This is a genomic window from Phycisphaerales bacterium AB-hyl4 (assembly GCA_041821185.1).
GTDB classification, from domain to species: domain Bacteria; phylum Planctomycetota; class Phycisphaerae; order Phycisphaerales; family Phycisphaeraceae; genus Natronomicrosphaera; species Natronomicrosphaera hydrolytica.
In genome coordinates this window covers 17,359-39,446 of sequence record JBGUBD010000014.1, presented here as the reverse complement: position 1 = coordinate 39,446, position 22,088 = coordinate 17,359, and the positions used below count along the sequence as shown (strand labels likewise).

Below are 22,088 nucleotides of genomic sequence, written 5' to 3'. Positions count from 1 at the left end.
ACGTCAGCCCCCTTGCACCGCGATTTGCCGCAGCCCGCGGGTCATCATCCATCGTCCGAGCGCGACCAAGCCAACCACCCACGCCAACCCCAGCGCGAGATGGGCCGCCGCTTCGCTCACCGGAATATGCCCGCTGTACAGCCGCACCGGCACGTCAAGCAGACCCCGAAACGGCAGCGCCATCAGCAGCGGCTGCACCGCATCGGGAAACAGCGGCAACGGAATGATCATGCCCGCGCCCAGCATCACGATGGCCGGGGCGATTCGGGTGATCCCCTCGGCATCCAGCGTCCAGAGCATGACCACATGCATCAGCATTGTGATCGTTACCGCTAGCAGGATTGCCACCACCATCGCCGCCACGAACGCGCCCAACGCCAGCCACGACGCCGGCCCCGGCAGCGCCCATTCATGCATGCCCACCAGCGGAAACACACCCGCCACGATCACCAGCAACGGCAACGCCCGCAACGACACCGCCGCCAGCCGCCAGCCCGTCGTGCGGCAGAACCACAGCGTGTACGTGTCCATCGGCCGCGCCAGTTCGTATGCCACCGCCCCACTGCGGATCATCGCCTGCACCTCGCGATCCACGTTCCACGGCATGAGTGAGAACAATGCCTGCCCCAGCCAGACATACGCCAGCAATTGCCCCACACCCAGCGGCGGCTCTGCTTCGCTGGATGCATAAAACGCCTTGAGCACCATCAGGATGATGAAGCCGAACACCACCTGCGTGAACACACCGGCCCACGCCGCCGCCCGGTACTGCAGCACTTCGCGAAAACGCAGGGTCAGCACCGCCCGGTACGCTCGCATCATTACGCACCGCCTTCGTAAAGCCGGGTGACGACCTGTTCAATGGGCGGATTTTCCACGAACAGATCGCGCACCGCGTGCGTCGCTGTCACCTGCGCAATCAGCTCGGCCGGGGACAGCGTGTCGGGATCAAAAGCGAGCCGAACGCGTCCACTTGCGTGCTCGATCAGCTGGCCCCAGCCTGGCTCGCCTCGCCAGCCGTCGGCCTCGGCAAGATCCACGATCAGGTGCCGCTCGCGCGTGACCTGCCTGCGAAGGTCCGCCAGCGTGCCGTCGCACAGTACGCTGCCGTTGCCGATGACCATCACCCGACTGCACAACGCCTCAATGTCGTCCATGTCGTGTGTGGTCAGGATCACCGTCACGCCGCGCCGCGTGTTGATCTGCTTGATGAACGCACGCACTGCCAGCTTGCTCGCCGCATCCAGGCCGATCGTCGGCTCATCCAGAAACAGGATGCTTGGCTCATGCAGCAACGCCGCCGCCAGATCGCACCGCATCCGCTGCCCCAGGCTCAACTGCCGCACCGGCACATCCAGCAGCGGCGCCAGATCGAGCGTCGCCACCAGTTCCTCCCGCGTACGACGATAGCTCGTGTGCGGCACCCGGTAAATGTCGCGCAGCAGTTCGAACGACTCGATCACCGGCAAGTCCCACCACAACTGCGTTCGCTGGCCGAACACGACGCCGATGTCGCGTACATGCGCCACGCGTTCGCGCCACGGCACTCGGCCTTCGATTTCACATCGGCCGGCCGTGGGCACGAGGATGCCCGAAAGAATCTTGACCGTGGTGCTTTTGCCCGCCCCGTTGGGACCGATGTAGCCCACCAGTTCCCCACGGTCGATTATAAAGTTCACGCCATCGAGGGCGTGCACCGTACGATGCCGCCGACGGACCACGCTCGCCAAGGCCCCCATGATGCCCGGCCGCCGCTGAGCGATATGGAAAGATTTGCGCAGGTTTTCGACCACGATCTGGGGCATGGCACTTTCCTCTGATGAGGACGAGAACGCTTTGTTGTTGCACAACGCGCGCAGGCGCGGACACCGACAGGCTTCTTGGCGGCCGCGCCGGTATGAACGGAAGATCGACTGAATCAGAAAGTGTACCGGCAGATTCCTGTGCGCCAATACCCATACCCAAGCGGATACATATGCCTGATTGAGTAGCCCGGTCGTGTTAATCGAAACGGCTGAACACCGACCAATGCGCTATTCGTCGGTTTCGTCCACGCCGGCGCGTGCCTGCTGCTCGGCCAGTTCCTCCAGCGTCATGCCGGTCTGCTCCTCGATCAACGCCCGCGCCTCGTCGAGGGGCACGTCGCGCACATGGTTGTCGTTGAACACCACAGCGATGTGGCGAGCGTCGGTAACCTCCGGCTTCTCAAAGCCGGCGACGCGATTGCCGTCAAGATCCTCCACCAGGCCCGGGATCAGTACGTACGAGGCATGCTCGTTCACCCATTGCCGCCGCCTTTCATCCGGCCACGCGTTGAAATCAGACGGGACACGCATGTCCGCAAGCGGATGCAGGACCCATTCCGCTGTGAAGTAATTCCCCAACAGCAGCTTGCCCGGATCCGACGCCATCGGTCGGCGCTGCTCACCCTCGCGTGGCTGCTGCCCCTGGGCCCACATGACCGAGGCCTGGTGCAGCCCTCGCAACTGGGTGCGGGACTGCATCCGCACGGCCTCCAGCCGCACCTGCAGGAACACACCTGCGCTGGTCGTTGCAGCCTCCCGAAACGCTTCCGCATCCGGCTCCACCCGTAACTGTCGGCCCTCCACCGTTGGCTCGAGTTGTTCCAGCAATGCCGACAGCGGCCCCACCATCGCGGGCGCCTCGCGCTCGACTTCGCGTTCCAGCAACGGCTGCACCTGCGCAATCAGATCCGCCAAGTCTCGCGCCGCTTCGGCATCCTCACCTTGCACACGCAATCGCAGCGCCGGCTCCGGCGGCAGGTTCAGCCCCATCGCCAGCCACTGCATGCCGCGATCCACGATCGCCCCCGGGCGCGTGCCGTCGGGCATGGCCGGCATCAGCTCCCGCATCACCCGTCGCGTGTCTCCTGTCGGCACGATCAGCAGTTGCACCGCCCAATTCTCCACCGCCGCCAGTGCCTCGGCCAGGTTCGGCAAGGCATGGCCGGACTGTTCGCGCAGGCGGGTAAGCGCCGATCCCATCGCGAGGACCACCGCATCATCAAAAACCTCCGTCGTCCAGCCGGGCAATAGTGGGTGCCTGACTTGCTCATCCGCGACTTCCCGACCATGCACATCGCCACTGAACAGCAGCCGGCGCACGCGCGTCGCATCGACTTCTTCGGCAGTGGGCACGATCACGAAGAAGGACGGCTCCATGTTCACGAAAAAGTCCGTCAGCGAAAGCAGCACGTAAATCTCATTCCCGCCTTCCGCCGCCAGCGCCTCGAACCAGGCCGCAGCCGCCTCGCGCATCGGTTCCGACGGAAGACCACCAAGCAACAGCGACTGTTCGCGTTCATTGAGGCCGCTGGCCTCGACTGTTCGGCGGATCTCTTCCTTCAACGCGGGAATGTCAATTTCAGAGATCGTGATCCGGCCGATGAACACCGTCGACGGATCGGCATATTGCTCAAGCAGCGCGGCCGCGGCTTGCGGATCGTGACGATCGCTGGCAAAAGCCGCTGTGACACTGGTCAGCAGAACCGCCAGCACGCCGACCCGTTGCAATATCTGTCGTCGCATCGTTTTGCTCCGTGGGGAAAATATCATTGATCTTGGGGCTCTACGGTGACACGCAGGCGATCTTCCTTGAATCGCACAGCCATGCGGCGATTGTCAGTTTCGGCAGGCTGAAGCGTGAACGTCCTGCCATCCGGCTGAAGCTCGTAACGGAACGGCATGTTGTTGCTCGGATCGGCCGGCGCAGGCACGATCGTGATGTCATCGAGCGATTCCGGAAGCTGTCCGTTATTGGCGGCGGCATGCATGCGGATGGCTTCGACGCATCGCAGCAGCGCGAGCCGTCGGCGTGAGCGTTCTTCAGTGGCACGCGCAGCGTCGAAGTGGGGCAGACTCATGAGAAACGGATTGGTTGCGGCCGACATGCGTGCTTGGTGTCGTTCAAAGGCTTGCTGCGATCGCTGTTGCCCCTCCCACGCGTCGGCGTAAGGCAGGGAATGCCACTTGATCATCTCGTCGACCCAATGCTCGAACTCGATCAACCAGTGCAGCAGCAGGGTCTGCTTGACCGACATGGTCTCGACAGCCTTGACGTCATGTCCAAGCTCGATCAGTCGTGCCTTTGCCTCAGCGTAAACGGTGATGCCGATCCCCATCGCAGGCAGCGGATGTTCCCACATGACGCCGCCAAAGTCGGCCGCCATCGGCGAGGTGAAGATCTCCTCCCAAAGACGGTCGGCCTGTTCAAGGCTCATCGGCACGGTTGAAAGATCGCGAAGCGCGGGAAAACTCCAGTACATCAGATAACTCTCGAACTCAATGGCCGGCCGAGTGTCGATGTGCTCGGCCTTCACCTGCGCCAAAGCCCAGTACAGGTTCGGGCTGTTCGGTGAGGCAATCAACTCGTAAGCCGTCTCGGTCAGCATCGCGGTGATGCTGATGCCGACCAGGTGGTTGATGACAATCGGTTCTTCCGCCACATGGGTCGCCATCGTGAAGCCCGTGCGGAGAGATCTGATCGCAGACTCGTAATCGCCTTCGAGAATATGGATCCGAGTTCGCAGCGAGACAAGCCGAGCAAGGTTTCGCATCTGCCCCAGCTCGGGCAGGAGGGCGCTAATGCCATGCTCCTGAGCGGCGGTTTCCCACTCGGCATGATCGTAAAGCGAGGCCTCGTCCAGAAAAACCTGATGATGACCAAGCACCTTACGCACCTCATCGACTGGCAACTCTTCAAGCGGCAGGTTTTGCCAGTCCCGCACGCGCGGCCCGGTCTCCTCCCAGTCGACAGTACTACCAAGATGGATCATGGCTCGGGCATACATGGGCACCGCATTGCCGTGCCGACGCTCGTTCCTCCGGTGAACAAAGCGGTACTGAAGCGCCGGCCTTGGCTCGGCCGCAGGGGTCACGGTCAGTTCCAGCCATTCCGGCGTTTCCTCGGCCTCCGCCGACGTCAGCAGCAGAATGCTGAACATGACCGCCATGATCACTGCCCAGCCACGCCGGTTGATCATCAAGGATTGTTCATGCATGACTCGTGCTCCAGTGTCCATTCATCGCGCTACAACGACGAAGACAGATTCAATGGGTCGACCTTGAACCGCAACGCCGGCTCGGGCAGGGCGTCGATCCCGTGCTCCTGCACGACACGGCTGAGATGACCGACGCTGTGGTCATGTTCGGTCGAACGCTCTTGCGCGTCCTCGGAGACGGCGGTCCGCCAGGACCAGGTTCGATCTGTCACAGGCTCTGCCATCCCCCGCTCACTCCTCGTCGAGGCGTGTTGCTGCGGTTGAGGCAGACGTTCAGCGGGTTCGTCCTGCACGAGTTGCGGGGAAGCTCCCTCGTCCTGCTCTGCCATCACACCAGTGCCCGTGGTTGGCCGGACGAAGCTCGTCACGTGCAAGCTCACGCTTAATACCACCAGCAGGCTCAATCCGCCCACGCCCGCTTGCCACCGTCGACATCGTCGTCGCTCGGCGCGTCGACCAAGCTCGAACATCAACACCGCCGGATCGCGTCGTGGGGTGCGCGGCTGCAGGCCACTCAAAGCCGATTCCAGCTCACGCTGCTCTGCCGTCAATCGTCTGGTTTCTGACATGGGTTCTCCAATCGCTGCCGGAGACTTTGCAAGCCGCTCTGGTATCGGCTGAACACGGTTGAGGTCGGTCGCCCGACCAGGTCTGCGATTTCCTGCCAGCCCAACTGGCCCCAGATCCGAAGCACGATCACCTCGCGCTGTTCGTCGGGCAGGTCGGCCAGCGTGTGCTCGGCGAGTTGGGCGTCGATCGCCTGGCCGGGATCCGCCTGAAACCAACCCGCATCGGTAGCGGCAAGGCGAGCTTCGTGACTCGTACGCCGTCTGCGTGAACGTTGAGCATTGAGCGCCGCGTGGCGAGCCGAGCGGAACAGCCAGGCCTGCACCGACGCAGGCGGCTGGCGTTGTTGCATCAGCGATGCGAACACTTCCTGCACCACGTCCTCGGCTTCCGCCGCACCGAGCCATTGCCGGACATAAAGCAGCAGCGCCGGAGCGAATCGGCCGTACCATCGGGCCAGGCTTTCCGGCTCAATCCCGCTCATCCGCCTCCTCGGTTCTACCTGTAAGACACCACCCGCACCGGTTTTTCCGAATCCTGCCGTGAAATTGGTGAAATGGCCAGCAAAATCATACGCGAAAAATCTCGCGCCAGGTCTTGCCTTGCATATCTTAGCGCGTTAAAAAGGTAGCGCACTGAACGACGCCATCAACCGCAACGTCCGCCTTTCTTGTGGAACTTCGAGGAGAGCACCCATGGACCCGCACCAGAACCTCAGCCGCCGGGAACGGCAGATCATGAACGCGCTTTATGCCGAGGGCGAGTTGAGCGTCAATCAGTTGCAGGAACATTTGCCCGACCCGCCGACGTCGATGGCGATCCGCAACATGGTGCTCATCCTCGATCGCAAGGGGCTGCTTGCCCGCCGGAAGGTCGGGCGGGAGTATCTGTACCGGGCCAAGGCCCCGCGCCGACGCACCGGGCAGTCGGCGATGCAGAAAGTGGTGCAGACCTTCTTCGACGGCTCGGTGGAGCAGGCGTTCGGGGCGTACCTGGCCGGACGGAAGGTGAAACTGACTGAAGAGCAGCGGCAGCGGCTGCACCAGATGATCGACGACGCCCGCGACCGCGGCGACTGATCGTGGATATCGGCGAAAGGACGATCAATGATTTTTTATCGCTCGGGGGTCGTGTCCGGGCACGAGCAACTCATCAGGAAGCGGGTGGGCCATGATGTCGAAACAAACGTCGCACCGACGAGTGGGTGTTCCGGTACGCATGCTTTTGATTATTCTGGGAATGTCCGTGGCCCACATGTCGTGCCCGACGATTCCCGACGCCAACGCCCAGCACACTCAGCAGGCCGAGGTGAACCCGAACGGCTGGCTTGAAAACTGGTGGTCTTGGGTGCACTGGTGGGAAGCGAACCAACTGTCGAAGGTCGAAGTGCCCGACATCGCGGCTTCGCCAGAGGAATGGCGTGCGGATGCGGTAAGGGCATTGCTCGAAGCGACCGAAGCGGTCGACACCCGGCTCGTGGCAGAGGCGGCTCTGGCGTTGGGAAAGGTCGGGGCCGGCGAGGCCACAGCGCGACTGATCGAACTGACATCCCACCCCAACCCCGAGGTGCGACAGGTGGCATGGTTGGGACTGGGGCTGCTTGATGACGGGGCTGCCCGGGGCCACATGCTCGATCCCGACCTGCCATCCGCGTTCAACAATGAAGATGATCTGGGTGCATGGGTGGTCGCGGTGGGATTGATGACCGACCCGCCCGATGAGGTGTTGCAACGGCTGCACCAGGTAATGACCACCAGTCGATCAGTCGAGGCACAACGGCTCGCCGCATGGGCAATTCGCATCCACAATCCGCCGGGCACGGTGGAACTGATGGAGCAGGTGGTGCGAGAAAGTGGCGATGCTCAACTGGTATCCGAGGCAATCCTGGCGATCGGGCAGAACCAGGACGAAGCCAACGAGCAACTGCTGTCCGACATCTATCTGGATTTGGGCCAGGCGAATCGGATTCACAGCCTGCCGCGACTGCACCGTCTGCATATTCGGCAGGTCGGTGGTGCTTACCAGACGCACGGTGAGTATGCTCCTCCGATTGTTGGCATCCGCCATGCGGCCGCGATGGCCTTGGCGTTCTATGATGAAGCTGACGACTACGAGCGATCGCTTGCGAGGCGCAACCTTCTTCGCTCATTTTCAGAAGTGCCGCAGGAGCAGCGTGATCAGTTGCGTGGCGACCCCGGCCGGTATCCCTTCTATGACCGCCGTTGGTTTCACGGAACGCTGGTGCGGCAGGACCGAGGCGCATCGGAAGTTCGATTCGGCCTCGTCTCTCTCGGTCAAATCGGCGGTTCGAGTGATGTCGACCTGTTCATGGACGTGATGGCCATGCGCTACACCTATGAGCACTTGCGCCGCCGTGAAAGGCCGCTCGACCCCAATCGTGCCATGGCTGCAATTGGTCTCGGGCTGCTCGCGGAACGAGGTGTGGCCCTCGCCGCTGATGACCTTGCCCACCGTCACGATCGTGCCGTTCGCGAGCAGCGGCGTCCGCTGCAACGGCTCGAACGCTATCTCAACGACCGTAGCGAAACCACCGAGTTCCGCTCCGCTTGTGCTTTGGCCTTGGGGCTCAGCAAGCATCCGTTGGCCAACGAGATCCTGCGTGAGGCGGCCGGGCGTGTACGTCCTGATGAAGCTCTGCTGACCGGCCACATCATCCTGGCGCTCGGGATGCACCGTGACCCCGTCGTCCTCCAACTCGCCAGCAACATGGGATTGACGCCGGTGGAGGAGGTGGATGTGGACCAGCTTCATGAAGATGTCTCTGGCTCGACACGCGTTTCCGTGCTCGCTCAGCGAGCGGCGATCATGGGCGTCGGCTTGCTGGGCGAAGAGGAGGCCGGCCCGCTGCTGCTCTCGGCCTTCACGCGGGAGCGGTACATCAGCCAGACGGTAGTGCGCAGCCTGAAGTGGTCCGGCCACTACGACATCACGCCTGGCCTGATCGCCCTGCTCGACAGCGACGACGCCCATCTGCAACAACTCGCCGCGTGGTCTTTGGGCGAACTGCTGGAGCCTGCCCGAGTCTCCCGGCTCCAGCGCCTGATGCAGGACGTGAACTTCACCTTGCCCAACTACCGCAGCTTCAGCCGGGAAGGTGGCTACGAATCGTCCCTGCGTCGGCGGGCCCGGGAAGGCCTGGTTTACCGCTTCCGTGCGTATGCCGCCCCGTACATGCATGAGCGGCTGCTGTACGGGACGGGGGTGTTCTGGCACTGACGTAATTGTCCACGAGTCTTACCAAAGAGCAGCGATAACGGCTGCACCCGATGATCGACGACGCCCGCGACCGGGGCGACTGACATCGCTTTCCACTTGTGATTCGATTGTCGCCATGATCCACCACTGACCGGGGAGCCGTTCCCATGCAGCACCTTCTGCCCCTTCTGCTCGACGTTGCGATCAAGTCCACGGTGATCCTGCTGCTGGCGGCAATCGTCACCGCGCTGATGCGCCGCCACTCGGCCGCCGCCCGGCACACGGTCTGGACCGCGGCGATCGCGGCCGTGCTGGGGCTGCCGGTGCTGGCGTATTTGCTGCCGGGGCTGGCCGTGCTGCCGACGTTGCCGACCACTGTCGAGGTTGAACCGCACACCACCGACACCGCACCCACACCCTTCGCTGATGCGCCGGCGGCCGGCGACGATGGCAGCATCCTTGCCGACGCACCGCCACCCGCTGGCGATGGACGCTCCGTTCCGGCACCGGCAGGGCCAGCGGTTTCACCGACAGATGGTGCACAAGCGATCGACGATGCGCCCGCCGAGTCCGCCCCGATGACATTGGCCGAGGCAGAGCCAGCTTCGCCGACGTGGCGTGTGATGCTCGCCTGGCTGCCGTGGGTCTGGCTGGGCGGTGCGAGCTTTGCGCTGCTGCCGATCGTCTTCGGCGCTCTCGGCCTGATGCGACTCAAGCGGACCAGTCAGCCGATCACCGCCAGCAGCTGGCAGCACCTGTTGCGGGAACTGCAAGCAAAACTCAACCTGCAACGACCGGTGGTGCTTCGCCGCAGCCGGCAGCCGATCATGCCGATGACCTGGGGCTGCCTACCGGGGGTGCCTGCCACGGTGCTTGTGCCGGTGGACAGCGAAGACTGGTCGCCCCAGCGGCGGCGAGCCGTGCTGCTGCACGAACTGGCCCACGTCAAGCGTTACGACTGCCTGACGCAACTGCTCACACAGGTCGCCTGTGCCGTTTACTGGTTCAACCCGCTGATGTGGTACGCCGCCCACCGCATGCTCATCGAACGGGAGCGAGCCTGCGACGACCTCGTGCTCACACACGAGACGAAGGCCAGTGAGTACGCCCAGCACCTGCTGGACATCGCCACCGGCCCGCAAGCAGGTCTGTTCACCGCCCACGCCGGCATCGCCATGGCCCGCCGCAGCAAGCTCGATGGCCGACTCGTCGCCATCCTCGACCAGCACCGCAACCGCCGCGCGATGAGCCGGCTGGGCGTGGCGCTGACGATCACGCTCATCGGCGCGGTGGCGGTACCGGTGGCGATGCTGCAGGCGGATGTCGAGTCCGCGGAGAGCTCAGAACCGTTGGCCGAGGCGGACGAGCCACCGTACCGGGCGACCTTTATCGATGATGTGCACGTTGAACTTGTGGGTGTGGCGCAGAACTTCCGTCCCGACGATGGCGAATGGTGGTCGCCTGACGGACAGCGTCTGGATGACGCTCCTTATGATGAACTGGGAACATGGTCGAATGAGGACCGGCCTTACGAGATTGCGGTGAAGATCTCGAATCCAGACCTAGACCTCGTCGCACGGGGTCCCGCAGGCACAAGTGTCACAGAAGTGCGAGCGCCGGGGGCCAGATCGGACCAATACCCTACCACTCGCGGCTTTGTTGTTTCGCGAATTGACGATGATACGCAGGCTATCGACTTGCAACTGGGACTGGCCCACGGCGATTGGCGCGAAGTCGTGCATTGGACGCTCGATTGGACCGCTGTCGGAACAACCGTGCTGAACACCACCGAGCCGGTCGTCGTCACGTCGCCGGAGCAGCGTGGCGATGCGGTTGTCATCGACGTTTCTCATGCCATCATGGATCGAGCGGTCCGCCTTGTGTCCACTGACAACGCTGGAAATCAACACATTGCCTCACCGCAACGGCGTGGGCGCGGCGGAGATGTACAGAGCCTTCGCTATACCTTCGATGGCCTGACACTGGAGCAACTAGACACGCTTTCCGTTGAAAGCCGCCCCTATCGCTGGGTCGAGTTCCGCAACGTCTCGCTGCAGCCGGGGCACGAGACGGAGGTGGAGGTGGAGGTGGTGGTGGGACAGGCCGATTCGGTTGAAGGTGAGACGGATGAGGAGGTGTCAGCCCTGGAACCTGAGGATGACCACCGCGACGCCGAGCCCGCTTTCGGGCTGGTGATTGAACACACGATCGAACCCTACGGACGCAGTGAGAACGATCGTCTGAGTTTTCTCGATCTCGACACCGGCGAGCAACCGATGCCCAAGCCGGACATTCGCGAGGCCGACTCGGCGGACTTCACACGATGGGCGGAGGATGCGGGTATCGACCTGATCCGCAACCAGCAGCAACCGACACATGATGCCTATCCAATTCTCACCCATCGGCTTCTGGCGTTTCCGGTGGATGACGGTGCGTGGGATCAGTATCACCCGCGAACGCTTGTCGATTTCTTCAATCATCTGGCCCACCTTGAGCCGGCGACCGTCGGCCTGCTTGATGCCAAAGGTGAGTTGCCGCTCACCTACCGCTTCAAGACCCGCGCCGGCTCGGTTGGCGTGCTCCAGATCACCGGCTTCACCAACACCGGCGGCGTGCAGGTGCAGTACAAGCTGGTGGAGAATTACCATCATGAGGTAACAGGAGCAGCCCCGGACGCGGCATTGCGAGACCAGGTTCGCTCAAACGCCTGGCCCATCCGCCTGACCAGCGAACATCCCGAGGGGTGGGTGGATTTCGACGCGGCGGCGGGAGCGGAGGATGAGCCTGCCGAATATCGCTGGTCGCTGGAGGTGGATCGTGATGTGACGGTGCTGCATGGTTGGGCCAGCTATGGGCCCGACGGCTCGAGCAGGGAACGCGTCGACAGCGGCGGCGTCATCCGCGAGCCGAACCGGCGGACGATCCCGCTGATGCTGGACGTGGCGATCGAGGGCGACCAACTCGTGTTGACCGGCGGGACGCGTCGTCGCATCGAGCTGCCGGGCATGGAACCGGCGGCTGATGACGAGGCAGCGCCCATGTCATTGCAAACGATGGGCACGCGGCGGCGTGTGCCCGAAGGTGCCCGACTTCGCATGCGGACCTTGCCAGCCGATCAGATGATCGCAGCGCAGGAAGAGAATTACCAGACGCTGTGGGAAGGCCAATGGGTGCGGGACGGCGAGGTGGTGCGGACGATCCGCTACATGGTGCGGGTGGCGGCGGAGCCGGTGTTTCGCATGGACGAAGCGGAGCGGGAGCGTCCGGTGCGGCCGCTGCCGGATCACGCTCAAGGTCACGATTTACCAACGGACCTTGATCGACCGGCATTTGAAGATCGGCGGGACTTTCCCACAAGGTTCGTCACACATCTGCCGCTGGTGGAGCCGAATCGCGACCGCTTCGGCACGCTGCTGTTGCTGGACCTTTCGCCGGAGCGGTTCGACGTGCGTCACCTGAGCCTGCAACGGCACGGCCTGCCGGTAGATGCGTCGCCCGAGGCCTTGGCGCGTGAAGCCGAGGCCGGCGATCTTTACATGCCCGAAGCGAACGTGCTGGTGACGGTGCGCGGGGCGGTCGTGGTGCCGTTCGAGTCGGCGGAGCGTCCGCGCTATCGCGACGCCAACGATCTGCTCGCTCAGATGACGCGCCGTGATGTGGCCGAGCAAGTGCAGGAGCGGATTCGGTCGGCGGAACGAAACCAGTTGCATCGTGTGGAAGTCCAGGAGGGGGAACACCTGGTGCTGGTGCGTGCGGATGGCGAAGCTTTTTTCCTGCTCATTGGCCCATTGAGTCAGACAGAGGCGGGCGACAACCAGCAAATTCGCATCACCAGCATTCCGCTTGGTCGACTGCAGGAGATCAATGCGGGGGGCGAGCCCGCCGAGGCTCATGGTCACATTCGCCGCCACACGCTGAGGCCGGACGAGCGTGAGATGGTGATCACGTGGCAGCTCGATCTGCCCGACCATGTGCGGCTCGTCCGTGGCTGGTACATCACCGATGAGAACGGGCAGTTGCGCGAGCACGGCGGCGGCGGTGATCAGAAACTTGTCGATGACGTGGATCACAAGACGCTGAGCCTTCGTCTCGGCTTCGGAGCCGACGAACTGACCTTCACCGCCACCCTGCGGCGGGATCACGCGGACGGCCCACGGCGTGAAAGCTCGGCTTATCGCACGGCGATCCCGCCGAACGCCACGTTCCAGTGGCAGCACCTGGCGGAGCCGACCACGCTGGGGACGGACGAGTACGTGATGCTCTGGCGCGGACAGTGGCTGCGCGAAGGGACCGTGGTCAAGAGCGTCGTCTACGCGGCACGGGTGGCGGCGGTGGATGAGCCGATCGTCGGCTTCTTCGCCCAGCAGGACCCGGTGGCCGGTCGGGTGCGCTCGATCGCGGAGATTCGCAGAGCCGCTGGAGCGGAGGGAGAAGTTGTTTATGTACTCACCCACACGGATGTGTTGAAGACCTACGCGTTGCCGGCCGATGAGGTGTTGATGTTCTCGCAATTGCTGGGTGAACTGGCTGACGATCTGCCGAATCGCTGGCGGGCCGAGTTGGTGCGCAGTGGACCGGGCGAACGGGAGGCGCGGCGGCGGCATCTTCAGCCTCCAATCGCGCCCGGCGGTCATCAGGATGTGCAACTTCAGGCCGGCGACGTGATTCTGATTGGGGACGGTGGGTTGTACCGCGACCACCGGACTCACGTCCTGCAGGATCGGTTGGAGGCGTTGCAGGCTCAGCGTGAACTGCCTGGCGTGAATCTTGCGGAATTGAACCGGCGTATCGCCCGGACGCAGGCGGTGCTCGACCGTTTGCAAGGTCGTGAAGCGCAGTAGTTGTCATGCGCTGGGGTGCGGGCTGCGGGTGTACTTGGCATGCACCTGTCTCCCGTTCCGGAGGTTGGCATGATGAAATCCGCGTTTGCCCGAGCGCCGACGCGATGGTCCCGGTCTGCCCGTGTTGGTCATGACAGGGAACTGCACGCGGCGTTTGCCGTCTAACCCCAAGCGTGCAGCGTGTTGTTTAACATTCTTTTGCAACTGGAGATTGATCATGCGGAACGCATCGTTGCTAATCATCATGGCGTGCGTGGCCGGCCTGGGGTCTGTGTGGGGCGTGGCCGCGGAAGTGCCGTCAGCCGGCCCTGCGGCCGTAACGGTTGCCGTGGACGAGCGGGTCGCTGCGCTTGAGAAGCAGCTTGGTCAGTTGGAAGCCCGTATTGAGGAACTCGAACAGCGGCCGACCATTCAACTGCAAAGGCCGCTGCAAGTGGCTCCGGATCAGCCTCATCTCGGTCCCCAGTTGCGTCGGGGGCGTCGGCCAGGCGATCCGTATGACACCAACATCTTTTTCCTGAAGGAAATTGAAGCCGGACAGCAGTTGAAAATCGAATCACAGTTTGCACCCGAGACGCATGACATCTCGGACGATCAGTGAACATGCACTGGAAGCACGACTGGCCGCCCTGCGTGCTCAGTGAATTACTGGGGGCTTGGCCGCGTGGAACTGGAACGGCGCAGCTACTTTAGGAATCTACCATGGAAAACAGAAGTATCGCCAAGGCGATCGTCCTGCTTGCAATCGCCGTTTTCGTTTTGGCGGGAATGCAACCGTCACCCCCGCGACCTTCAGATCAATACATCGTCAATGATGGTGAGATATTCAGGTTCCCGGCAGCGGTGTCCGGCCGAATTGAAGTGCTCCGAGGAAACTCGGAGGAGGGTTACCGGTGGGAAGTGGCGGGTAGAAGATGATGCATCTGCAAGCTCTCGATTACCGAGCCACGGTTCAATCCGACCGCGAGCCGTAAGGGTTCTCGCCAGCTTGGTCTTGATGCCACGCCGTGCCGTGGCCGGGCGGCACGCTGCTCCGGCCACGGTGGCCTCACGGCTCAACACACCAATATTTTGGATTTTCTGCTTGCTTTCTGGAAACCTTCACGCCAAAATTTTGGAGGATCGTGAAACTGTACCGCCGTGGAGCCTGCCTTATGAGCCGGGATCAGCACCAGCACCTCAGTCGCCGTGAACGGCAGATCATGGACGTGATCTACGCCCGCGGCGAAGCGAATGTCAACGAGATTCAGCCGGGGCTGCCCGACCCGCCGACGCACACGGCCGTCCGCACGCTGCTGAAGATCCTGGGCGACAAGGGGCTGGTGACGCGCGAGAAGTGTGGCCGGGAGTACGTCTATCGGCCGAAGACCCGACGAAGTCGCGTCGGCCAGAGCGCATTGCAGAACGTGATCCAGACGTTCTTCGACGGCTCGCTGGAGAAGGCGGTGGGCGCTCACCTCGCGACGCACAAGGCCAAGCTGTCCACCGACGAACTGGATCGTCTGCAAGCCATGATCGACGAAGCCCGGCGGAAGAAAGCCTGACCGTCCGGCCGCCATCCCCTACCGCTCACCCACTTCCCCTCCGGGAGCCTGTCCATGGAAAACCTTGTGCCGCTTGCCCTCGACCTTGCCCTCAAGAGCAGCCTCATCCTGGGGCTGGCGTGGCTGATCACGTTGCTGATGCGCCGCGGCTCGGCGGCGGGCCGACACCTCGTCTGGACGCTGGCGGTGGCGAGCGTGCTGGCCCTGCCGGTCCTGGCCTATCTGCTGCCGGGGCTGGCGATCCTGCCGGCCGCGCCGACGCTCACGTGGGTCGAATCGTCGCCAACGTCTGAGCCCGCTGCGGACCGGGAGGTTGACGCACCGGCTGTGACGTCGGCGGGCCCCTCATACGTCGATCCCCCAGCCGGCGCGATCACGCCGCACGATGCCGTGCGTGAGCCGGGCCCGCTCACTTCCGGGGGTGGGGCCGAGGCCGGCGCGGCGAGCATCGAAGGGCCGGCCCCGTTGCCCGAGGCTCCTGCCACGGTCGCACCCGCGAACGATGCCGAAACAACCGCCCCCTCGTGGTCGAGCGTGCTGTGGCACTGGCTGCCGTGGGTCTGGCTGGGCGGGATGAGTTTCGCGCTGCTGCCGCTGCTGCTCGGCTGGCTGAGCCTGCTGCACCTGCGCCGCACCGCCCGGCCGATCACGGTCGACCCATGGCAGACGCTGCTGCATGACCTGTCGCAACACCTTGGCCTGAAGCGGAAGGTGGTGCTGCTCAAGAGCCCGTGCCGGACGATGCCGATGACCTGGGGCGCCTGGCCGGGCGCGCCGGCGAACGTGCTGGTCCCCGAAGACGCCGACGACTGGTCGGCCGATCGCCAGCGGGCGGTGCTGCTGCACGAACTGGCTCACGTGAAGCGGTGGGACTGCCTGACGCAGATCCTCAGCCAACTGGCGTGCGCGATCTACTGGTTCAATCCCCTCATCTGGCTCGCGGCGCATCGCATGCTCATCGAGCGGGAGCAGGCCTGCGACGACATGGTGCTGCTGCACGAGACCGACTCGGCCGACTACGCCCAGCACCTGCTGGACATCGCGACGGGTCCGCAGGCAGGCCTGTTCGCCGCCCACGCCGGCATCGCCATGGCCCGCCGCAGCAAGCTCGACGGCCGCCTCGTCGCCATCCTCGACCAGCACCGCAACCGCCGGGCGATGAGCCGACTGGGCGTGGCGCTGACGATCACGCTGGTCGGGGCGGTGGCGGTGCCGGTGGCGTGCGTGCAGGTGGTCGAGCAGGAAGCGGCGGACGAAGAGCGACACGAAACCGATTATCTTGAATACGAACATGCGGGCGAGACCGAAAAGCGATTCGTCGTCATCGGCCCCGCCGGCAGTGGAGAGCGTGGGACGCGGACCGGCTCATTTGAACTGACTGGGCCGGACTACCGTCTGCTCGATGCGTTGGCGGCCGCACGTGGCGTACCGTCCGGTGTTCGCTTCATCCACATCTATCGCCAGGCCAGTGACGGCGGGCAACCTCGCGTGATCCGCGTGCCGTACGATACATTGCTTGACGGTCACGCACGCTACAACATTGCGATTCAACCCGGCGATGTCATTCGCATCATGCTTCCCGACGCCGTTCCCGAACGTGCCGCGATGATCGAGCGGGCCGACCAACTCGTCACCGCCTTGGAAACGGGCAACTTTGAACAGGCTCGCGAGCACTTCGACGACCGCATGCGAGAACAGCTTTCGCCGCAGGAACTGGAGGCGATGTGGCTACAACTTGACCAGGTGGGTGGGGAATACGAGGGGCGGGGTGAGCCGTACCATCGGCGGGAGAACGGCTACGACGCCATTTATGTGCCGTTGCGGTGGGAACGCAATGCGGTCGACCTGAAGGTCGTCATTGATGACGAGGGACACATCGCGGGCCTGTGGACGCGGGCACCGGATGCCACGGTAGCCTTGCCCACCAGTGCCAATGCTCGCTCAACGCCTGAGCCCACTGATGGACAAGCCACCAGGGGCACCCCGCAAGCATTTGTTCTCGGCCAAGTGTCGAAGCAAGGCGCTTACACCATCGCGGAGGAGGGCATTGAGGTCGGTGAACTGCTCGCAAGAGCTGGGCTGGATGAATATCAGTTGGACCAGCCTGGCTATATCGACTGGTATCGAAATGACACTGTCACACGAGTGCCTTTGCCGCGAATCGCCGTGAACGATCCGCCGATTCGTTCCGTGCTTGCCGGGGATGTAGTCCGCGTGACACTGGGAGAGGCGGCGGAGGCGGAGGCCCCTTCCCATGAGGATAGCGGTGTTCGTTGGGTTTACATCGTGGGTGATGTTCAGCGACCGGGGGCCTATGTGCTGCCCGATGATGGCGAACTGACCTTGCTGCAACTGGTGGCGTCGACCGGCAACCTGATAGAAGAGGATGGGGGCATGTCGATCGAAGTGCTGCGTCGGCAGCCAGACGGTAAAGGTGTAAGGCTCCTGCCACGAACGAAATTATCCGAGCTCATAGATGGAGAAACGCAGACCCCTGAACTGCAAACCTATGACGTGATCATCGTGCGGGCCGCTGAGCAGGGGAATGCGACGGAAGCGGAGACGGCCGATGATCCGGCCGAGCCTGACCAAGAGGCCCCGGATGCGGGCGACGCGGCAACGGAGCGTGTGGACCTGCTGCGGGAACTGGTGGTATCACGCCAGCGGCAGTTCGAGCGTGTTCAGCAGCAGATGGAGGCGGGCCGGGCGTCGCCGGACGACGTGGAGCAGGCGCGGCAGGCGTTGATCGAGGCACAGTTGCAACTGGCTGCTGCCGAGGATGATGATGGGCAACTCGAAGCAGCGGCTGGTGCGGAGCCTGCGAGGCAGGTCGTCTACATCACCGGACCGGTCGGCAGGCCCGGTGCCTATGTGCTGCCGGAGGACGGCATGACGCTGCTACAACTGATCGCCTCGGCGGACAACGTCCAGTGGACGGGGGTGCCTGCCGTTATCGAGATCGTGCGTCAGCAGCCCGATGGCAGTGAACGCCGGCTGCCGCGTATCCGCGTGAAAGACCTTATCGAAGGAGAGGCGGAGAATCCCCGACTGCAGGCAGGCGATGTGGTGATCGTCCGACAAGATCCGGAAGCACTACGGCAACGCGAACGCGACAACCTCCGTCAGCAGCGACAGGGGATTGAGCATCTGGGCGAGGGTGCGGAGCCGGTGCAACGTCTGGACCGCCTGATTGAGGAACTAGAAGCGCGCGAAGCAAATGCTGATACGCGGGATCAGTTCAACGTCCGTCGGAAGCAGATAACGCAACTGCTTGATGCGTTGGAAATGTATCGGGACAAGCACGAGGGGCGGTTTCCGGATGGACTGGCAGACGTTGAGCCGTACCTTGACGAGCCAGTGGATCTGGACCGCTATTACTATCGCCGGCTGCCGGATTGGGCGGTGAATGGAGCGCCTCCGGCGACTATGACTCTTGAGGGAATCCCGCCTTCCCGTCTCGTCGGCCCGCGTGTTCTGGCCGAGAAGGGGACGTATGAACCTTTCGAACGAATACTCATTGGCCATGCAAGCACCAGTTCCACGCCCGCTCGTGTACGGGAGTTGTCGCACACTAAGTCGGTGACGGTTGATGAGGAGGGCATTCATGTTCACGCGGAAAACCAGGATGCGGAGAAAGATGGTGACAATGCTGGCGTCAGGGAGCACATGTCATTGCAGTTCCGCATCGTGCCGACGCGGGAGACGTTGCTGGAGATGGCCGAGGCAATGGGGGCTGATGATGGGGAGCAGGTGATCGACGTTGACGAAGCGATCGAGTTGGCCCGACAGGTGTTGGTCGAGGCCGGGGCTGAGGCGTTGCGCCGGCATGACGTGCCCTTTGCCTGGTTCCCGCTGCGTGAAGGGCTGGACCTTGGAGGCTGGGAGGTAATCACCACCGAGCACGAGGGGCGGACGTACCTGCTGGTAGCCAACCGCGAGCCGCTGGTCATGCAGCCGGTGGTCGATGGCGAACGCCAGTGGCGGCTGATGGAGGTGTTGGTGACAGAGGATCAGCAGGGCCGACCAGCGATCGGCGTGGCGCTGGACGACGCCGGCGGCGAACAGATGCGGGCACTCACCGGCCCCAACGTCGGCAACAACATGGCCATCGTGCTCGACGGCGAGGTGCTGACCGCTCCAACCTTGCAGGCCATGATCGCGGGCCGGAGCCAGATCACCGGTAACTTCAGCGACGAGGAAGTCAACCGGATCGTCGAACAGCTAGAGGCAGCAATCACTCAGGAAGAAGTTGCTTCGCCATAACGGACCGTTCAGACAGACACCATTTTCTTCGAACGGCAGGTGTAGGTAGGTGGTCCAAGAACAAGGAGGCCATGGCATGTTGAAATCACCTAACGGCGGGTTTTCACTGATCGAGACACTCGTGCTCGTACTGAGCATCATAGTTGGGCTTTCGCTGTTCGCCGTCGCCGCCGACGAGGGTGCGGTCCGCTACGACATTGAGCTTGAGCGGGCCGAGCCCGTGACCGGCATGGTGCACACCGCCGACGATGAGCCGGCGGGGTGGGCGGATATGTTCGTGCTCAGCCCCGGCGGCAGGCTGAAGATCGAGAATGGCAGCGTGGCCTCGTACCAGCGCCGCAACGTAGTGATGGCTCAGACGGATGACGCGGGCCGTTTCGAACTGCCGCCGTTCGAGGCCCCGAATGTCCGCCTGCTCGTTCTGCACGCGGAGGGTTACGCCGACGTGCACGGCGAGGCGCTGGAGCAGGTGGACCGCATCCAGCTCACCCGGTGGTCGCGCGTGGCAGGCCGTGTGATGCTTGGTGGTGAACCGGTCGAAGGCGACTCGGTGCATGTGCATTCCGCCGATCCGCCGAGCTCGGGCATGCCGGGCGACGCCGGTGCCGTAGCCCACATGCACTGGAGCGGTCGGGGCAGTACGGATGCGGAGGGGCGTTTCGCGCTCGACCGTGTGCGGGCCGGGGAAGGAAGCGTCGGCCGGTGGATTCAGTTGGGCCCGCAGACCTATGGCGCGACGCATACATTGCGGGTGCAAACCGAGCCGGACGAGACAGTGATCGTGCAGATCGGCGGCGAAGGCCGGCCGGTGGTCAGCCGCATCACGCTGCCCGAGGACGCCGATCGTGAGGTGAACTGGCCCCAGGCACGCGGCCTCATCACGAACCGGGGAAAGCAGCCCCAGCCACCCCTGCCCGAGGACTGGCCCACCATGGATCAGACCGAGCGCCAGGCGTGGTACCAGCAGTGGCAACAGACGGAAGAAGGCCGTGCGTTCGTCGCCGATCAGCAGCGGCTGGCACGTGAACGGCGACTGTTCCAGTTCCAACTCGACAGCGACGGCCGCTTCCGCGTGGAGGACGTGCCGGAAGGCGAGTACACGCTGAGCGTGACGCTAGACGAGCCTTCAGGAAGCTATAGCGAGCCCCTCGGCCAAGCCGGTCGCAACTTCGTCATCGAGCCGATCGAAGATGACTACACCCGCGAGCCACTGGACCTTGGCAGCGTGCCGTTGCAGTCCCGCCAGACGCCATCACGTGAAGACGAATGACCGCCCCTCAGTTTAGGGGCACCGCCGACGGTGGTAGACAACCAATCCGAAGTCATCCAATGCGTCGTAGCCGTCATCACAAACCGGCGTGCCGACGAACCGTGCTCGCGGTGGCGTGCATCGCTGCCGTGGTCGCGGGTTTCTGGCTTCACAGCATGTTCGCCTACCTCGGCGTTGGTTTCGACGTGGGAACCATGCACGTGCATGCCGCGTCGTTCCAAGGCCGGCTCGCACTGGTCGTTGGCGACGATGCGGGCTTTCTCGTAACGCACCGCTGGAGGTCGGACCTTACGCGGGTCGATCCCATGTCACCCGTTCACCGCGCCGCCCGCTACCACCTTTGGGCGGTTGTCAACGCCGGACTGGGCTGGAACAAAATTGTTTCGCTCGGCCCCACCTGTCCGCGGCCTCGTATGGGCCTTGGACCGGCGATGCGAATGCACCTTGCTGGACCGGGTATAACAGTTCATCAAACTGCGACCACCTTGTAGAGGCTGGCGGCAATGTTTGGGGATTGAAGCGCATCACGACGGACCACTCGTCCTCAATTCTGGAGTTGGCCATGCATTGCACCGAATGCCATCACTCGCTCGCCGACACGCATGCGTCCCGCTGTTCGGCGTGCGGTCGCCCGTTCAGTGCAGACGATCCGACAACCTACCTCCCCACTGAACGCACGATGCACTGGCTGCATGTGCCGGTGGGCCTGACGATCATCGTCGCACTGGTTGTCGGTCTCGTCCTGCTTGCCGGCGACGCCCGGCCGTTCCTCAACCCGATCGCCATGCTCTGGGTCATCGGCGTACTCCTCGGCGGTCTGTGGCTATCGTTCGGTCCGCGTGCCATCCTCAATGCAATGGCGGTTGCTATTACGCTTCCACGCGAAATCGACCGCGATAGCTGTGTCGCCCACCTGCTGGTTTTCGCCCGCGCCTACCAACTGGCCTGGGCCGGTGGGTTGATCGGGCTGCTATGGGGCCTCATTACGATATTCGCCAACCTGGATGATCCGAGCATCATCGGCCCGGGGCTGTCCGTCACGATGTCGCCCGTCCTCTATGGTGCGCTGCTGGCTGAGTTGGTCTTCGCCCCGATCCAGCAGGCCATCGCCAGTCGCAGCGGCCAGAGTGCATTGCACTTCTCGACGCTGGTCGTCCCACACCGATCAATGCAAGGGCTGGCACTGGCGGTCGTATTCGCTATTCTCGCGACGTGTCTGATGTTCATGCTGGCGCATCTCGGATGATTGAGCAGGGCTTAATCAATACGACGGTCATGGGGCAAATAAGGCCCATCTGTGCAACTCGCCATTTCTCGTAATGACCGCAACGCATCAGGGGGTATTCATGCGACGAGCCTACCGGCTA

The 22,088-nt window shown here is 63.4% G+C and carries 14 protein-coding genes; 8 read left to right on the top strand and 6 right to left on the bottom strand.

Going from position 1 to position 22,088, the window contains the following annotated elements:
* Positions 1-3: 3 nt before the first annotated feature.
* The 6 genes from ACERK3_17175 to ACERK3_17150 all read right to left on the bottom strand — a co-directional run bounded on the left by ACERK3_17175 (position 4) and on the right by ACERK3_17150 (position 6,071).
* Entirely contained in the window at positions 4-822 is an 819-nt protein-coding gene (locus ACERK3_17175; GenBank protein ID MFA9480014.1) for an ABC transporter permease, read from the bottom strand.
* Positions 822-1,805, bottom strand: coding sequence for an ATP-binding cassette domain-containing protein (locus tag ACERK3_17170; GenBank protein ID MFA9480013.1), 984 nt, complete (start codon positions 1,803-1,805; stop codon positions 822-824). Before ACERK3_17170 ends, ACERK3_17175 begins: the two co-directional genes overlap by 1 nt.
* A gap of 228 nt (positions 1,806-2,033) precedes the next feature.
* On the bottom strand, positions 2,034-3,548 hold the full coding sequence (locus ACERK3_17165) for a hypothetical protein (protein MFA9480012.1): 1,515 nt from the start codon (positions 3,546-3,548) through the stop codon (positions 2,034-2,036).
* Between the two features lie 23 nt (positions 3,549-3,571).
* Complete coding sequence (locus ACERK3_17160; GenBank protein MFA9480011.1) at positions 3,572-5,020, bottom strand: hypothetical protein; 1,449 nt, start codon at positions 5,018-5,020, stop codon at positions 3,572-3,574.
* 29 nt (positions 5,021-5,049) lie between these two features.
* Positions 5,050-5,589 (bottom strand): hypothetical protein, encoded by a 540-nt coding sequence (locus tag ACERK3_17155; protein MFA9480010.1) that lies wholly within the window; start codon positions 5,587-5,589, stop codon positions 5,050-5,052.
* Entirely contained in the window at positions 5,568-6,071 is a 504-nt protein-coding gene (locus ACERK3_17150; GenBank protein MFA9480009.1) for an RNA polymerase sigma factor, read from the bottom strand. The genes ACERK3_17155 and ACERK3_17150 overlap by 22 nt, the downstream gene beginning before the upstream one ends.
* Before the next feature lie 211 nt (positions 6,072-6,282).
* Between ACERK3_17150 and ACERK3_17145 the strand changes: the two genes are divergently transcribed.
* From ACERK3_17145 to ACERK3_17110, 8 genes are all read left to right on the top strand, one after another.
* The gene (locus tag ACERK3_17145) at positions 6,283-6,666 is read left to right on the top strand and encodes a BlaI/MecI/CopY family transcriptional regulator (protein ID MFA9480008.1); all 384 of its coding nucleotides are present in this window, start codon (positions 6,283-6,285) and stop codon (positions 6,664-6,666) included.
* Between the two features lie 166 nt (positions 6,667-6,832).
* On the top strand, positions 6,833-8,824 hold the full coding sequence (locus tag ACERK3_17140) for a HEAT repeat domain-containing protein (protein ID MFA9480007.1): 1,992 nt from the start codon (positions 6,833-6,835) through the stop codon (positions 8,822-8,824).
* 146 nt (positions 8,825-8,970) lie between these two features.
* Positions 8,971-13,644 carry a M56 family metallopeptidase gene (locus ACERK3_17135; protein ID MFA9480006.1) on the top strand — a complete coding sequence of 1,558 codons (4,674 nt, stop codon included), beginning with the start codon at positions 8,971-8,973 and terminating at the stop codon, positions 13,642-13,644.
* A gap of 217 nt (positions 13,645-13,861) precedes the next feature.
* Positions 13,862-14,245: a hypothetical protein gene (locus ACERK3_17130; protein ID MFA9480005.1), complete on the top strand. Its 384-nt coding sequence runs from the start codon at positions 13,862-13,864 to the stop codon at positions 14,243-14,245.
* 553 nt (positions 14,246-14,798) lie between these two features.
* Positions 14,799-15,188, top strand: coding sequence for a BlaI/MecI/CopY family transcriptional regulator (locus tag ACERK3_17125; GenBank protein MFA9480004.1), 390 nt, complete (start codon positions 14,799-14,801; stop codon positions 15,186-15,188).
* 54 nt (positions 15,189-15,242) lie between these two features.
* The gene (locus tag ACERK3_17120; protein ID MFA9480003.1) at positions 15,243-19,451 is read left to right on the top strand and encodes a M56 family metallopeptidase; all 4,209 of its coding nucleotides are present in this window, start codon (positions 15,243-15,245) and stop codon (positions 19,449-19,451) included.
* A 76-nt stretch (positions 19,452-19,527) separates the two neighbouring features.
* A complete protein-coding gene (locus tag ACERK3_17115) occupies positions 19,528-20,721 on the top strand; it encodes a hypothetical protein (GenBank protein MFA9480002.1) in 1,194 nt (397 codons plus the stop codon).
* Between the two features lie 562 nt (positions 20,722-21,283).
* Complete coding sequence (locus ACERK3_17110; protein ID MFA9480001.1) at positions 21,284-21,967, top strand: MotA/TolQ/ExbB proton channel family protein; 684 nt, start codon at positions 21,284-21,286, stop codon at positions 21,965-21,967.
* Positions 21,968-22,088: the final 121 nt, after the last annotated feature.